Here is a 14158-nt window from a genome sequence, read left to right as displayed (position 1 = left end):
GTGACGACGGAGCCGCATCCCGGGCCGGCGCGGGGGCCGCGAGTGACGACGGAGCCGCATCCCGCGCCGGCGCGGGGGCCGCGAGTGACGACGGAGCCGGCCACACCGGCGCAGAACCCTGCGCCTCGCCGAGCACCTCGTCACCCGCTGCTCCCGCGGCGGGCACCTCGTTCGCCCCTGTCCCCTCGGGAGCCGGGATCGGATGCAATGCGCGGAACTGCGCGCGACTCATCGGCGCCGCAGGGTTGCCGGGCTGGTCAGCCGCGGTTGCGGCATCCGAGCCCCGGAGACGGAACTGGTCCGTCCAGGCAGCGCCGTTCCACCACCGCAGGCGGTCGGTGCGCGACGTGTCCGCGTACCACCCGGGCGGCGGTCCCCCCTGAGACCCGTCCGACATCATGCTCCCCAGCAGAATGATTCTCGCTGCGGCCCAACTTACCGGACCGATGAGACTGCGAGTGCCATAGCTCCGCTTGTTACCTGACGTCCAGTGTGAACGTGGAACAGCGAGCGCGCCATCGCTTCCCCACACCGCGCCGGCCCGACCGGCGAGCATCGGCGACCGAGGGGCGACGACTCAGGACGAAGCACTCCGTCGACGGGCTCAGCCGTCGAGCACCTCGAGTCGCACGGTCACCGGGCCGCCGTCGACGAGTTCCTCGGCATCCCGCACCGCCTTCTTGAGCGGCAGTACGTACGAGCCCGAGTCCGACGACGGGAAGATCGACGTCGTCCACTCGCTGCCCCCCACCCGCGCACGCACGCGCACCGAGCCGAATCCGCGGTACGGCCGCGGGATCTCGCGGATCTCCTCGCTCAGCTCGGGCGGAACGGCGGTGAAGAACCACGCCGAGTCTTCGCGCGCCGCCCAGCGGAACACATCGCTGTCGAACTCGATGATCACGCCACCGACGCTACCGCCGGCCGGCGACACCCGTCACAAGTGCTCGCCGGGGGCCCCACCGTGGCGGTCGACCAGACGCTGCAGGCAGCTCGACCAGCCGTCGACGTGCTGGTCGCGCTCCTCGGCGCTTGCGAATCCGGATTGGCGCACGATGACGCGGGTCGCGGTATCCGCTGCCGGCTCCAGCACGATCTCGACGTCGGTCGCGTGCTCCTCCCCCGCCCACCGCCACGCGAGCCGCAGCGCGCGCGGCGCCTCGAGGGTGAGTACGGTCGCCTCGACGGCGATGTCGGCCGGCTCCGACCGCACCTCCCAGCGGCCCAGCTCGCGCGCCTCGACGACCGCGGTCGTCTCGAATCGGGGCGGCCAGAACCATTCGGCGAGAAGGCCGGCGGCCGTGAACTCGCGCCACACGACATCGACGGATGCCGCCACCAGCGCCTCTTCGGTGAGCTCATGCATGCTGACACCGTACGCCGGGCGTCCCCCATAGGATCGAGCGCATGTCGAACGCGCGCCCCCGGCCATCCCTCGCCACGCCGGACCGGCCAGGCCGCGACCTCTCGAAGCCGCTCCCCCCGGCGCTCAGCTGGATCACACTCCTCGTCTGCGCCGCGGCGTTCACGGTCGCGTACTTCTTGTTCGGGCTCGCGTGGTGGGTGCCGACGCTCTACGGCGCCGCGAGCCTCGTCACGTTCGCCGCGTACGGGATCGACAAGTCGGCAGCCCGCCGCAGCGCGGGGCGCATTCCGGAGCAGACGCTGCTGCTGCTCGGACTCGTGGGCGGCTGGCCTGGAGCGATCGTCGCGCAGCAGGTGTTCCGGCACAAGACGCGCAAGCGCTCGTTCCGCCGGGCGTTCTGGGGCACCGTCGGAGTGAACGTCCTCGTGCTCGCGGCCGCCGTGTACGTCGCCGCCGGCACGCCCCTGTTCTGACGTCGCCGCCGCTGCGCTGCCCCACGGAGGCTCGCGAGAAGCGACCCGGGGGCGGAGCATTCGGGTTACTCCACCCTCGGGTCGCCGTTATCTGTCGCGTCGGGGTGGATTCGTCAACGCCGAAAAACCCCTCCTGCGCCGCAGGTTAAGTCCGCACAGAGCGCTGAGGACTGGGGGTTGACAAACGTGCGCCGACTGCGCTGGGAGGAGTGGGTGGCACAGACCGGAGGGACGACGTCAGCGCCGGGACTCGGCCGCGGCGTCAGCGCCGGGACTCAGCCACGTCAGCGCCCATGCCCGGCCACGTCAACGCCCATACCCGGCCACGTCAGCGGCCATGCCCGGCCACGTCAGCGCCCATGCCCGGCCACGTCAACGCCCGTGCCCAGCAGCGTCAGCGGCCGTACCCGGTTGCCCAGTCGTCGCCGTCCGGAACCCACTCGGCGGAGGATGCGGAGCCTGTCGACGGCTGCGCGCGGCGCCACTTCGCGCCTTCTGGCCAGCTCACCGCGAAGGTGGACGCGACCTTGAACACCCGGCGCGAGAGGCCCGACAGGGTCTGCACCGGACGTGCCGACACCGGCATGCGCAGCTGCGGGTCGTAGCGGACGCCGTCGGACGGCCGCAGGCGGATGGTGAGGTCGAGGTCGTCGTGGATGCGGGCGTTGTCGCGGTCGACGTGTTCGCGCACGCGCTCCCACACCTGCGCGCGCATGGCGAAGTTCGACCCGAAGACGAGCGGGATGCCGAGCCACTTCTTGATCCAGTAGTGGCCGCCGCCGATGTACCAGCGCTCGCCGAGGTAGTTCTGCAGCGGCGTGCCGCCGTAGAACTCGGCCCCGCCGGTGAGCACGCCGAGGGTCGGGTCGGAGACGAAGGCACGCACCAGCTTCGCGATCCAGTCGGGATGCGGGCGGGAGTCGGCGTCGAGCCGCGCGATGATGTCGGCCCGCTCCAGCGCCTCGTCGTAGCCGCGCGCGGCGGCCGGCCAGATGCCGATCGACGACTCGTGCAGGACGACCGCATCGTAGACGCGCGCGACGGCGGCCGAGGCATCCGTGCTGGCGTTGTCGACGACGACCACGACGTCGGCGGGGTGCGTCTGCACCGCGAGCGCGGCGAGGCATGCATCGAGGAATTCCGCGTCGTTCCGGCACGGAATGACCACGGCGACGCGAGGGGCGAGGGGCACAAGCGCCACCCTACTCCCGCCGTGTCGGCAGGCGGCGCTACCCTGCCGACATGGAAGGACTGCGCGTCGTGCCCGCCAATGAGGCGTCGTGGGACGACCTGCAGGCCATCCTCACGGGCGTCGCCGGGCGCTGCCAATGCCAGCGTCAGCGCCTCGGCGATCGCGACTGGTGGTACATGCCCGAATCGGAACGCGCCGCGATCCTGCGCGCCGAGACCCACTGCGACGACCCCCGTGCGACCGAGACCATCGGCGTCGTCGCCTACCAAGGCGACGAGCCCGTCGCGTGGTGCGCGGTCGATCGGCGCGGCGTCTACGGACGCGTCCGCGGGTCGCCCGTGCCGTGGCAGGGGCGCGACGAAGACCCTGACGACGAGACGGTCTGGGCGATCGCCTGCATGATCGTGCGCAAGGGCTACCGCCGTCAGGGCCTCACGTATGCGCTCGTCGCCGCGGCCGCGGAACACGCCCGTTCCCGCGGCGCCGGGGCCGTCGAGGGCTACCCGATGCTGACCGGGGGCGGCAACGTGATCTGGGACGAACTCAACGTCGGGCCCGTCGGGCCGTTCCTCGCCGCCGGCTTCCGCGAGGTGTCGCATCCGACGAAGCGACGGCTCGTCATGCGCCTCGACTTCTGACGACGCGAGCAAACGCTCTCCGAAACTGGCGCTTGAGACCGCTCCCACGTTTGGTTACATTCCAGTAAGTAATCGGCATCCCCGCCGTGCACCCACCTCAACGGAGAGGACTCCCCATGCCCGCCCCCGTTCCCCGCCTCACGGCTCCGACAGCGCGCACGGCACGCGTGGCACGCATCGCGGCGGCCGCCGCCGGCACCGCGCTGATCGCCAGCGCTCTGCTGGCGACGCCCGCCACAGCGGCGCCGCCGCGCACGGTCGACCCGCTCCACCCCGACTTCGGGCCGAACGTGACGATCTACTCCCCCGACACGCCCGTCGCCGACATCCGCGCCGATCTCGACGCCCTGCACGCCCAGCAGGTCGACGCCGAGATGAGCACCGAGCGCCAGGCGGTCTACTTCCTGCCCGGCGAGTACGGGTCGGCAGCGGATCCGCTCCGGGTGAAGGTCGGCTACTACACCGAGATCGCGGGTCTGGGCGCGTCGCCCGAGGATGTCACCGTCCACGGTGCCGTCGAGGTCTACAACCGCTGCCTGGCCGACGGCGGCACGGGCAACTGCCTCGCGCTCGTCAACTTCTGGCGGACGATCGCCAACCTGTCGATCGACATCCAGGCGGCGGACCGCGGCTGCCGGACGGGCACCGACTTCTGGGCCGTGTCGCAGGCGGTCTCGATGCGACGCCTCGACGTCGCGGGCGGCAACCTGTCGCTGATGGACTACTGCACCGCCGGTCCGCAGTACGCCAGCGGCGGCTTCATCGCCGACTCGCGCCTGCCCAACGTGATCAACGGCTCGCAGCAGCAGTGGCTGATCCGCAACAGCGAGGTCGCAGGCTGGTCGAACGGCGTCTGGAACCAGGTCTTCTCGGGCGTCGTAGGTGCGCCCGACGACGCCGGCTTCCCCGACCCGCCGTACACGACGCTCGACGCGACGCCGGTCAGCCGCGAGAAGCCGTACCTGTACGTCGACGACGACGGTCGCTACAACGTGCGCGTGCCCGCCGCGCAGCACGAGTCGAGCGGCGTCAGCTGGGCCGATGGCGAGACGGCGGGGCGCAGCATCCCGATCACCGACTTCTTCATCGCCACCCCCGGCGACTCGGTGAAGGACATCAACAACGCGCTCGCACGCGGCCAGCACCTGATCCTGACGCCCGGCGTGTACGACATCGCCCAGACGATCAAGGTCAAGCGCGCGAACACCGTGGTGCTCGGACTCGGGCACGCCACCCTCACCGCGGTGGGCGGCGCGGTGCCGCTGGAGGTGAAGGATGCCGACGGCATCGTCGTCGCGGGCGTCACGATCGATGCGGGCACCGATCTCTCGCCGGCGCTGCTGCGCGTGGGCGCCGCCGACAGCGACAAGGTGCCCGACCCGGCGAACCCTATCACCCTCAGCGACGTGTACTTCCGCGTCGGCGGGCCCCACATCGGCAAGGCCACCACGGCGCTCGAGGTCAATGCCGACGACGTGCTCATCGACCACACCTGGGTGTGGCGCGGCGACCACGGCGTCGAGGGGTTCACGAACGGCGTCAACGGCGACACGGACCGGTGGCACACCAACACCGGCACCAACGGCGTCATCGTCAACGGCGACGACGTGACCGCGACCGGCTTGTTCGTCGAGCACTTCCAGACGTACAACACGCGCTGGAACGGCGAGAACGGCCGCGTCGTGCTCTACCAGAACGAGCTGCCGTACGACCCGCCGACGCAGGCCGACTGGACGCAGCCCGACGGCACGCTCGGCTACCCGGGATACAAGGTCGCCGATGACGTCACCACGCACCGCCTCGACGGCGCGGGCGTGTACGTCTTCAACCAGAACAACCCGTCGATCCTCACGGCCAACGGGTTCGAGGTGCCGGAGACGCCCGGCGTGCAGCTGCACCACATCATGACGGTGAACCTGTCGGCGGGCACGGTCCAGCACGTCGTGAACGACGTGGGCGGACAGGCCGACAGCACGAACACGGGCACTCCGCAGTTCGTGATCGACTACCCGCTGCCGTAATCGGCACCCCGAACGGATGCCTCGGCTCACGCGACACGCGGGGTCGGGGCATCCGTCATCCTGTTGGGCGCGGTGGTTCGGATCTACCATTCGAGCAACCGCCCACGCAGAGTCGCGCGGGCTTCGGGAAAGGAGATCGCCATGACCGCTCCGCAAGAGCAGAGCTGGACCGGATGGGTGATGTTCGGCGGGATCGTCATGATCATCGCGGGCGCGTTCGACGCCCTCCTCGGGCTGACGGCGATCCTGCTGCCGTCGAACGAGTACCTGTTCCTCACGGATGAAGCGGTGATCCTGCTCGACGCGGCGGGCTGGGGCTGGTGGCACCTGCTCATCGGCGCCGCCATCGTCGTGGTCGGAATCTTCGTGCTGCGGGGCGCCACCTGGGCACGGATCGTCGGTGTCGTACTGGTGTCTATCAACGCGATCAGCCAGATGGGACTCCTCGGCGTGCAGCCCCTGTGGTCCCTCATCATGATCCTGCTGGACATCATCGTGATCTACGCACTGATCGTCCACGGCCGGGAGATGAAGCGCACCTGACCCGCAGGGAAGGCCGAAGGGCGAACGGATGCCTCGGCCCGGCGATTCACGCCGGGCCGAGGCATCCGTCATCCGAGCAGGATCACCAGAGCGGGTGGATGGCCTCGCGCAGATCGCGGTCGTACACCTCGTGCACGACACGGTCGAACGCGGCGATATCGAAGCCGGCCTCCTCACCAGAAGCGTCGAGGAGCGCACCGGCCGCCGCATTGCTCTCGGCCTGCCGCACGTTGCGGGCGCCCGGGATGACGCTCGTGACGCCCGGCTGCGAGGCGATCCACGCGAGGGTGGCGGCCGGCAGCGTCACACCGTCGGGCAGGGCCTCCGCGAGCTCGGCCGCTGCCTGGACGCCGGTCTCGAAGTCGACGCCCGAGAACGTCTCGCCCCGGTCGAACGCCTCGCCGTGCCGGTTGTACGTGCGGTGGTCGTCTGCGGCGAACGTCGTCTGCGGCGTGTACCTGCCCGACAGCAGCCCCGACGCCAGCGGCACGCGCGCGAAGATGGCGACGCCCGCCGCCTCGGCTGCCGGAAGCACGTCGTCGAGCGGCTTGAGCCGGAACGGGTTGAAGATGATCTGCACGTTGGTCACGTTCGGCCGCGCGATGGCGGCGAGCGCCTGTGCACACGTCTCGACGGAGACGCCGTACGCGGCGATCGCTCCCCCGGCGACGAGGACGTCGAGCGCATCGTAGGTGGCGTCGTCGTCGATCACCGCGGTCGGCGGGCAGTGCAGCTGAACGAGATCGAGCGTGTCGACACCCAGATTGCGGCGCGACCGCTCCGTCCACGCGCGGAAGTTCTCGGGCGTGTAGTTCTCGGGCTCCTGCGCGACGCGCCGGCCCATCTTGGTGGCGACGGTGATGCCGTGGCCGGGGCGGGCGGCGAGGAAGCGCCCGATGATCGACTCGCTCCGCCCGTCGCCGTAGACATCGGCGGTGTCGAAGAGCGTGACGCCGTTGTCGATGGATGCCGCGAGCACGGCCGTCGCATCCTCCTCCGAGACCGCGCCCCAGTCGGCGCCCAGCTGCCAAGTGCCGAGTCCGACTGCCGAGACCGAGCGTCCGGTGCGGCCGACTGCGCGCTGCTGCATGAGGATCCTCCGGGATGGTCGATGCGGGTGATTCCAGCATCGCACGGGGCGGGTCGATCGATGCCTGCCGAGCAGAACGCGCCCTCGGCTAACCGCGGATGCCGATGGGCGCAAGCCCGCTACGGCCGTTCCCGCGAACGAGTACGTTTGCCTGCGACCACGGGAGGGAGGCCACCATCGCCGAGCACACCAAACCGCTGCGCCGCGCGGTGTCGTACACCGCGCGCCTCGCCGATCAGCCGCGCCTGCTGCTGGCCATCAAGACGTCTCTGGCTGCGGTGCTGGCATGGTACCTGGCACCGCTCATCCCGTTCACCGAGGACCAGTACTCCTACTACGCCCCTCTCGGCGCGCTGGTCACCATGCACCCGACCATCGCACGGTCCGCCCAGGTGGGCGTGCAGGTGCTGATGGGACTCGCGCTGGGTATCGCACTCAGCCTCTGCGGTATCGCGGCACTCCGGCTGGGCGTTCCCGGCGGTGTGGTGCTGGGAGTGGTCATCGGCGTCGGCGTGCTCCTCGGCGGATGGCGACTGCTCGGCGCCGGCGGCGACTGGGTGGCCCTCGCAGCGCTGTTCGTGCTGCTGGCCGCCGGCGGCGATCCCGAAGGCTTCTCGATCTCATACCTCGGCACGACGGCGTTCGGCGTGGTGGTGGGCATCGCGGTCAACCTCATCGTCGTGCCTCCCCTGTACCTCCGCCGCGCGAGCGACCGGCTGTCGGCGCTGCGAGACACCGTCACCGGACTGCTGCGAGACGCCGCAGATGCCGTTGCCGATGACCGGCTGGATCCCGACCGCTTCCGTGCGGCGCTGGACGAACTCGGCCGGACCCGGTCGGCGGTCACCGAGGTCGTCGACGAAGCGGACGAGAGCGCCCGCGCGAATCCTCGCCGCCGGCGTCACAAGGACGAGCGCGAGGAGAACGCCCGCCGCATGAGCGCGCTCGAGCGCACCGCGTTCCTCACGCGCGACCTGATCGACCTGCTGGTCGAGCTGCAGGCCTCGGACGACGTCACCATCACCGGAGCGGTGCGCGACCGCCTCGCGCACGCCATCCGGGAATCCGCCGACCTCATCGCCACTCCTCTCGGCGACCCGGCGGCATCCGACCGGTTCCGCGGGGCGAGCGAGGCGCTGGCCGACTATCAGAGCGCGCTGGGCACCCCGGCGGCAGGAGGCCGGGCCGAGCTGGCGGCGGGTGCTGCGGTCGAACTGTGCCTCCGCCGCATCATCGACGTCTCGCGCCCGTTCGTCTGATCCGCCTCCGCATCGCGTGACCGGGCGGCGGAGACGCACCCGTCAAGGGTTGACGATCACGGGCGTTCCGAGGGGCAGCTCGGCGAGCTTGGTGATCGCTGTCGGATCGACCCGCAGGCACCCGTTCGAGATCGGCCCCGAACGGTCGTCGTGGTAGTGGAAGGCCGCGACCGCGACATCCGCTCCTCCGAAGCCGTCCATGGTCGGCGACTGTGTCGACAGGTACACGATCGGGTATCCGCGCGTGTAGCCGTACTCGGGCACGACGCGGGTCGTCATGATGAACGCGCGCCCCATCGGCGTGGGGGTGCGATCGGTGCCCCAGGCGAAGTCCGTCGCGATCCGCTCGGCGACCCCGCCGCGGACGATGTCGATCGTGCGCCCCGAGATGCTCACGACCACGGACGCGTCGCTCGGCGCTACGTCGACGTCGCTCTTGCGCAGCCAGCCGGTGACCTGGGCGGGATTGCCCTGCGACGGCACCGCCTGGCGCCCGGTCAGCAGCACCTTCACCCAGTGCTCCTGCTCCTCGACGACCGGAACGGCGGTGCCGTCGTAGGGGAACTCGTGCGGCAGGTACGCGACCGGCTGCGCCGTCGGATCGGCCCACACCGGCGCGCCGACTCCGAGCGCGACCGCGCGCAGCGGGAGCGGAGCGGTGAACGCGGCGTCGTCGACGGCCAGCCCCGGGATGACAGCGAACACGTTCACCTGAGGCAGGGTCGTCACGTCGTACCCCGCCGTGTTCGCCGGGAAGCCGGTGGGCGTCGGTGTGGGGGTCGGCGTCGGCGTGGGCGTGAGGCTGGGCTCCGTCGTCGCCGTGAGGGTCGGCGAGGGCGATGGAGGAGCGGATGCCTCGGTGACGGGCGGCTGCAGCAGCCATGCGGCCGCCAGCCCTCCGGCGACGACCACCGCGGCGAGCGCCGTCAGCAGCCAGACGCGCACCGGCCGACGCGCTGGCGTCGGTGTCGTCGGCTGTGCGTCCGGAGCCGCAGGCTCGACGGCAGTCGGGTCGTCTGTCTCGGCATCCCCCATTCCCCCATGGTCGGTTGCCGGGGGCGGATGCCGCAACTGCACGCCGATGACTAGCCTGGGCCGGTGAGCAGTGACGGCCCAGATCAGCGGCGTGCGCCGGACCGCCGCGAGGCCGACCGGGCCATCCATGTCCTCGGCATCATCGGTGCAGGACGCGTCGGCCAGGTGCTCGCACGCCTCGCCGGCGCCGCCGGGTACGAAGTGCTCGTGGCCGGGTCGGGCGATCCGTCGCGGATCGCCGCCACCCTCGCCGCTGCCGCACCGGGCGCGGTCGCCACCGCGGCGTCCGTGGTCGCACGCCAGGCCGACGCGGTCGTCCTCGCGCTGCCGCTCCCGCAGCACCGCACGCTCCCGGTGGACGCGCTGGACGGTGCCCTCGTCATCGACGCCATGAACTACTGGTGGGAGGTCGACGGGCTGCGAGCCGATTTCGGCGACCTGCGCACCTCGACCAGCGAGACCGTGCAGCGCTTCCTCCCGACCTCACGGGTGGTCAAGGCCTTCAACCACATGGGCTACCGCGACCTCGACGAAGAGGCCCGGCCCGCCGGCACGCCGGGGCGCAAGGCGATCGCCATCGCCGGCGACGATGTCGGCGATGTGGCGCTCGTGGCCCGGCTCGTCGATCATCTCGGATTCGACCCGGTGGTCGCGGGTCCGCTCGCCGCCGGCATCATGCTGGAGCCGGGCGCCGAGGCGTTCGGCGCCGACGTCGACACCGCCGAGCTGCGCGCGATGCTCGACCGGTTCCCCGCCTCGCAGCGCGGGATCGTCGTCGCCCGTGCCCGGGCTCAGGCCACCGACACCGCAGCGGATGCCGGCGCCTGAGGTCGCGGCATCCGTCCCGCTGCGTCGTGAGGCGCCGACACGCCGACCACCGTCAGCGAGCGGGCCGCGTGCGCAAGCGGATGACGGCGTCGAGCGCGGTGGCGACCGCGATGGTGGCGATGTATACGACGAGGTCGCGGACGTCGAAGACGGTCCCCAGCAGGAGCATCGCCGGAACGAAATCGGCGCCCCACGCGAGAGGCAGGCCGGTGAGCTGGAACAGCTCGACACCGACGCACCAGAGCACGGCAATGCCGCCCACGGCGGGCGCGGGCAGCCGAGGAGCGACCACCAGGACGGCGAGGTAGGCGGCGACGGCGTACAGCGCGTCACCGGCGATGTCGGTCGCACTGCTGTCGGGCAGCGCAGCGTGCACGACGAGCCCTGCGCCGATCGTGAGGACCAGCAGGACGGCAGCGATCACGCGGCGACGGGTACCCGGCCGCGCGCGCGACACCGTGGTCGCTTCGCCGGCGTCGGCGCTCACGCGATCACCCCGGCCGCTCGGGCCGGTTCCGCGTAGGCCTCCGCCAAGGTGGCCACCGTGGCGTGCGCATTCAGGCCGCTCGGGTTCGGGACCACCCAGAGCTCCGCGCCCCCGAGGCCCTCCGTCTGACGGCCGGCCACCGCCCGCGGCTTCCCGAAGCCCTGCCGGTAGGCGGTCAGGCCGGCGACCGCGACGACGCGGGCCTTCCAGCCGGCGACATCGCGGGCCAGCCGCTGGGCACCGTCTCGCAGTTCGGCGGGGGTGAGCTCGTCCGCCCGCGCGGTCGCGCGGCGCACCACGCTCGAGATCCCGATGCCGGCGTCGAGGATCATGCGGCGGTCGGCCTCGGCCATGCCGTCGGCGTCGATGTGCGGCATCCGCGGGATGATCCCGGCCTCGACCAGGGCCGGGTAGAAGCGATTGCCAGGGTGTGCGAAGGGCACCCCCGTCGCGGCGGTCCACAGACCGGGGTTGATCCCGACGAACACGAGCCGCGGATGCGCGGGCATCAGGTCAGGGATGCTGCGCCCGCGATACGTCTGCAGCTCTGCGCGCGTGAAACCCATGCGCCCAGTCTCGCGCACCGGGGCCGCGCGCCTTTCCGCGCGGCCCGGTCCGGCTCAGAGCGCTCGCCGCTCCTCGAGGTGGAAGTCGTTCGAGCGCGACCCGTCGGCGCGCGTGGTGTCCTGGTAGACGAACTGGTCGCCGCGCTCGTCGAACGCCACGAACCACTCTTCCCAGGTGACCGCGCGCAGGTCTTCGAGGTCGTTGCCGAAGTCGAAGTCCAGACGGAGCTCACCGACGATGCCGTCGCCTTCGGCGCCACCCACCGTCGCCGGTGTGGCGTGACGGTCCTCGGCCCACCTGCGGATCACCTCGTGATCCGTCGTGGCGGTGTACTCGTGGGTCTCCGTCGTGGCGCCCGACATCCCCGTCGGCGTCTCGCCTGGCGTGACACCGCTCGTCGCGTCTCGCGTCACACCCGTGGTCGCGTCCGTCGTCGCTCCCGTCGTCGCGTCTCGCGTCACACCCGTGGTCGCGTCCGTCGTCTCGCCGGTCATCGCGTCGCCGGCGCCGATGTTCTGCTCCGGGTTCCGCGCATCATCTGCATAGCCGCTCATGGCGTCCTCCTCTGCATGTGCTTCCACCCTGGAGCGCGCGCGGCGGCCCGTGCAGGGGGTTGCAGACGGAGTGCGACCGCGCTAGCCCTGCTCGGCGCCGTTCCCTGCGGCTCCGATCCGGGCGGCCATCAGCGTCACGAGCTCGTAGACGACATGGCTCGCCGCGATGCCGGTCAGCTGCGCGTGGTCGTACGCGGGCGACACCTCGACGACGTCGGCGCCCACGATGTCGAGGTCACCCAGGGCACGCAGCATCCGGAGCAGTTCCCTGCTCGTCATGCCGCCCGCCTCGGGTGTTCCTGTGCCGGGAGCGTGCGCAGGGTCGAGCACGTCGATGTCGATCGAGATGTACAGCGGCCGGTCACCGATGCGGCGCCGCACCCGCTCGATGGCTGCCTCGATGCCGCGCTCCTCGATGTCGACGCTCGAGACGATCGAGAACCCGAGTCGCTCGTCGTCGTCGAGATCCTGCTTGGAGTACAGCGGGCCGCGCGTGCCGACGTGGCAGCTCGCGGTGAGGTCGATCAGTCCCTCTTCGCTCGCGCGCCGGAACGGCGTGCCGTGCGTGATGGGGGCGCCGAAGTACGTGTCCCAGGTATCCAGGTGCGCGTCGAAATGCAGCACGGCGACGGGTCCGTGCTTCTTGTTCACGGCGCGCAGCAGCGGCAGGGCGATCGTGTGATCGCCGCCCACCGTGACGATGCGCTCGACCCGGGAGCCCAGATCGAGGGCGGCCTGCTCGATCTCGGCAACGGCCGCGCCGATGTCGAACGGATTCGCCGGGATGTCGCCGGCGTCGGCGACCTGCGCCTCAGCGAAGGGCGACACGTCCTGCGCCGGGTTGTACGGACGCAGCAGCCGCGACGACTCGCGCACGTGCGACGGGCCGAAGCGCGCCCCGGGGCGGTAGCTGACGCCGGTATCGAACGGGATGCCGACGATCGCGATGTCGGCGCGCGGCACGTCTTCGATGCGGGGCAGCCGCGCAAACGTCGCGATGCCGGCGTACCGGGGGTGGACGGACGCGTCGACGGGGCCGACGGGCTCGTGGTGGTCGGTCATGACTCATCCTTCGAAGTGGACGGCGCGGCGCTCGTGACGCTGCTCGCCTGCGGAATGTGGACCAGCTGGACGCCGCCGGCGCCGATCGCTGCGGCGAGCGCCGGCGCGATGTCATCGTGGCTCTCGGCGCGTCGCCCTGTCGCGCCGAACGCCTGGGCGAGCGCGACCCAGTCGGGTTGCACGAGGTCGACGCCGACAGGACGGATGCCGCGGTCCACCTCGTTCTGCTTGATCTCGGCGTACCCGCCGTTGTCGACGCACACCACGGTGAGGTCGAGCCGCTGCTCGACGGCGGTGGCGAGCTCGTTGACGCTGAACATGAGTGCGCCGTCGCCGACCACGGCGACGACGGGTCGTCCGCCTTCGGCCGGCTGCGCCACGCGCGCGCCGATCGCCGCAGGGAGGCCGTAGCCCAACGTGGCGTAGGTCGGCGTGTACAGCAGCGAATGGGGCGCCGACCGACTCAGCACGTTTGCGAGCGCCATGTAGACGATCTGCGAGGAGTCACCCGCCACGATGGCGTCGTGCGGCAGTGCCGCCGCGATCACCTGAGCCAGGGCGACTGTCTCGGGGAGCGTGCCGCGGGTCTCGTCGGCGATCGCGGCGCGCTCGCCGGCGAGGTCTCGGCGCGGCCGCGGTGCCTCCGGAAGCCCTGAGAGCAGCTCCTCGACGACCGCGGCGCAGTCCCCGACGATGCCGACCGTGGCATCGAGGTTCTTGTGCAGCTGCGCGGCCGAGATGTCGACGCGCACGACGGCGCCGCGAGCCTCGAGCCGGGGCGCCCACAGCTCGGCCTCGCCGAGCTTCGACCCCAGCACCAGGAGCACATCCGCGTCCTCGGCGATCCGGCGGGCGGCCTCCAGCCGCAGGTTGGAGCCGAGTGAGAGGGGGTGGTGCTCGTCGACGCCCGCCTTACCGTTGAGGGTCGTGACGACCGGCGCACCGAGCCGCTCCGCGAGCGCGGTCACCTGCCGGCCGGCGCGGGTGGACCCGCCGCCGGCGACGATCACCGGTCGCAGGGCCGACGCCAGGAGCGCGACCGC

17 protein-coding genes and 1 pseudogene are annotated in these 14158 nt (G+C 71.4%); 6 read left to right on the top strand and 12 right to left on the bottom strand.

Features of this window, described 5'->3' with window-relative positions; translation table 11 throughout:
- The 4 genes and pseudogenes from VIP82_RS16310 to VIP82_RS16295 form a co-directional block, all read right to left on the bottom strand.
- A partial coding sequence (locus tag VIP82_RS16310; protein ID WP_414684691.1) for a hypothetical protein occupies positions 1–232 on the bottom strand: 232 nt, incomplete at its 3' end.
- A 57-nt stretch (positions 233–289) separates the two neighbouring features.
- Positions 290–397, bottom strand: a pseudogene (locus VIP82_RS16305) (DUF2510 domain-containing protein); the annotation flags it as partial.
- 207 nt (positions 398–604) lie between these two features.
- A complete protein-coding gene (locus tag VIP82_RS16300; RefSeq protein WP_331910483.1) occupies positions 605–904 on the bottom strand; it encodes a DUF1905 domain-containing protein in 300 nt (99 codons plus the stop codon).
- Between the two features lie 33 nt (positions 905–937).
- Positions 938–1366 carry an SRPBCC family protein gene (locus VIP82_RS16295; RefSeq protein WP_331910481.1) on the bottom strand — a complete coding sequence of 143 codons (429 nt, stop codon included), beginning with the start codon at positions 1364–1366 and terminating at the stop codon, positions 938–940.
- Between the two features lie 41 nt (positions 1367–1407).
- Between VIP82_RS16295 and VIP82_RS16290 the strand changes: the two genes are divergently transcribed.
- On the top strand, positions 1408–1839 hold the full coding sequence (locus tag VIP82_RS16290; protein WP_331910479.1) for a DUF1294 domain-containing protein: 432 nt from the start codon (positions 1408–1410) through the stop codon (positions 1837–1839).
- Positions 1840–2233: 394 nt separating this feature from the next.
- On the opposite strand, the gene VIP82_RS16285 is transcribed toward VIP82_RS16290, so the two are convergent.
- On the bottom strand, positions 2234–3031 hold the full coding sequence (locus VIP82_RS16285; protein WP_331910477.1) for a glycosyltransferase family 2 protein: 798 nt from the start codon (positions 3029–3031) through the stop codon (positions 2234–2236).
- A 50-nt stretch (positions 3032–3081) separates the two neighbouring features.
- Between VIP82_RS16285 and VIP82_RS16280 the strand changes: the two genes are divergently transcribed.
- The 3 genes from VIP82_RS16280 (at position 3082) to VIP82_RS16270 (ending at position 6233) form a co-directional block, all read left to right on the top strand.
- The gene (locus tag VIP82_RS16280) at positions 3082–3669 is read left to right on the top strand and encodes a GNAT family N-acetyltransferase (protein ID WP_331910475.1); all 588 of its coding nucleotides are present in this window, start codon (positions 3082–3084) and stop codon (positions 3667–3669) included.
- Positions 3670–3785: 116 nt separating this feature from the next.
- Positions 3786–5690 carry a pectate lyase-like domain-containing protein gene (locus tag VIP82_RS16275; RefSeq protein WP_331910473.1) on the top strand — a complete coding sequence of 635 codons (1905 nt, stop codon included), beginning with the start codon at positions 3786–3788 and terminating at the stop codon, positions 5688–5690.
- Positions 5691–5831: 141 nt separating this feature from the next.
- Entirely contained in the window at positions 5832–6233 is a 402-nt protein-coding gene (locus VIP82_RS16270; protein ID WP_331910471.1) for a DUF7144 family membrane protein, read from the top strand.
- An 82-nt stretch (positions 6234–6315) separates the two neighbouring features.
- Here VIP82_RS16270 and VIP82_RS16265 read toward each other — a convergent pair whose 3' ends face one another.
- On the bottom strand, positions 6316–7323 hold the full coding sequence (locus tag VIP82_RS16265) for an aldo/keto reductase (RefSeq protein ID WP_331910469.1): 1008 nt from the start codon (positions 7321–7323) through the stop codon (positions 6316–6318).
- Between the two features lie 209 nt (positions 7324–7532).
- Here VIP82_RS16265 and VIP82_RS16260 point away from each other — a divergent pair, with 209 nt between their 5' ends.
- Complete coding sequence (locus VIP82_RS16260; protein WP_331910467.1) at positions 7533–8582, top strand: FUSC family protein; 1050 nt, start codon at positions 7533–7535, stop codon at positions 8580–8582.
- Between the two features lie 42 nt (positions 8583–8624).
- Here the strand turns inward: VIP82_RS16260 and VIP82_RS16255 are convergent, their stop codons facing one another.
- Complete coding sequence (locus VIP82_RS16255; protein ID WP_331910465.1) at positions 8625–9617, bottom strand: L,D-transpeptidase; 993 nt, start codon at positions 9615–9617, stop codon at positions 8625–8627.
- 63 nt (positions 9618–9680) lie between these two features.
- Between VIP82_RS16255 and VIP82_RS16250 the strand changes: the two genes are divergently transcribed.
- The gene (locus tag VIP82_RS16250) at positions 9681–10445 is read left to right on the top strand and encodes an NADPH-dependent F420 reductase (RefSeq protein WP_331910463.1); all 765 of its coding nucleotides are present in this window, start codon (positions 9681–9683) and stop codon (positions 10443–10445) included.
- A 52-nt stretch (positions 10446–10497) separates the two neighbouring features.
- Here the strand turns inward: VIP82_RS16250 and VIP82_RS16245 are convergent, their stop codons facing one another.
- From VIP82_RS16245 to VIP82_RS16225, 5 genes are all read right to left on the bottom strand, one after another.
- The gene (locus VIP82_RS16245; protein WP_331910461.1) at positions 10498–10932 is read right to left on the bottom strand and encodes a DUF2809 domain-containing protein; all 435 of its coding nucleotides are present in this window, start codon (positions 10930–10932) and stop codon (positions 10498–10500) included.
- Positions 10929–11498: a mismatch-specific DNA-glycosylase gene (locus VIP82_RS16240; RefSeq protein WP_331910459.1), complete on the bottom strand. Its 570-nt coding sequence runs from the start codon at positions 11496–11498 to the stop codon at positions 10929–10931. Before VIP82_RS16240 ends, VIP82_RS16245 begins: the two co-directional genes overlap by 4 nt.
- Before the next feature lie 54 nt (positions 11499–11552).
- The gene (locus VIP82_RS16235) at positions 11553–12053 is read right to left on the bottom strand and encodes a hypothetical protein (protein WP_331910457.1); all 501 of its coding nucleotides are present in this window, start codon (positions 12051–12053) and stop codon (positions 11553–11555) included.
- Positions 12054–12134: 81 nt separating this feature from the next.
- Positions 12135–13115, bottom strand: a complete 981-nt coding sequence (speB, locus tag VIP82_RS16230; RefSeq protein WP_331910455.1) for an agmatinase — start codon at positions 13113–13115, stop codon at positions 12135–12137.
- Positions 13112–14158: thiamine pyrophosphate-binding protein (locus VIP82_RS16225; protein ID WP_331910453.1), on the bottom strand; the 1047-nt coding region annotated here is incomplete at its 5' end. The genes VIP82_RS16225 and speB, both read right to left, overlap by 4 nt.

This window comes from Microbacterium sp. (genome assembly GCF_036566905.1).
In the GTDB taxonomy this organism is placed as follows: Bacteria; Actinomycetota; Actinomycetes; order Actinomycetales; family Microbacteriaceae; genus Microbacterium.
This window is presented reverse-complemented; position numbering and strand designations above follow the sequence as displayed.

Coding starts and splice junctions, on each gene's coding strand:
- VIP82_RS16295 (WP_331910481.1), bottom strand. CDS start 1,366: ATGCATGAGCTCACCGAAGAGGCGCTGGTGGCGGCATCCGTCGATGTC.
- VIP82_RS16290 (WP_331910479.1), top strand. CDS start 1,408: ATGTCGAACGCGCGCCCCCGGCCATCCCTCGCCACGCCGGACCGGCCA.
- VIP82_RS16280 (WP_331910475.1), top strand. CDS start 3,082: ATGGAAGGACTGCGCGTCGTGCCCGCCAATGAGGCGTCGTGGGACGAC.
- VIP82_RS16275 (WP_331910473.1), top strand. CDS start 3,786: ATGCCCGCCCCCGTTCCCCGCCTCACGGCTCCGACAGCGCGCACGGCA.
- VIP82_RS16270 (WP_331910471.1), top strand. CDS start 5,832: ATGACCGCTCCGCAAGAGCAGAGCTGGACCGGATGGGTGATGTTCGGC.
- VIP82_RS16265 (WP_331910469.1), bottom strand. CDS start 7,323: ATGCAGCAGCGCGCAGTCGGCCGCACCGGACGCTCGGTCTCGGCAGTC.
- VIP82_RS16255 (WP_331910465.1), bottom strand. CDS start 9,617: ATGGGGGATGCCGAGACAGACGACCCGACTGCCGTCGAGCCTGCGGCT.
- VIP82_RS16240 (WP_331910459.1), bottom strand. CDS start 11,498: ATGGGTTTCACGCGCGCAGAGCTGCAGACGTATCGCGGGCGCAGCATC.
- VIP82_RS16235 (WP_331910457.1), bottom strand. CDS start 12,053: ATGAGCGGCTATGCAGATGATGCGCGGAACCCGGAGCAGAACATCGGC.
- speB (WP_331910455.1), bottom strand. CDS start 13,115: ATGACCGACCACCACGAGCCCGTCGGCCCCGTCGACGCGTCCGTCCAC.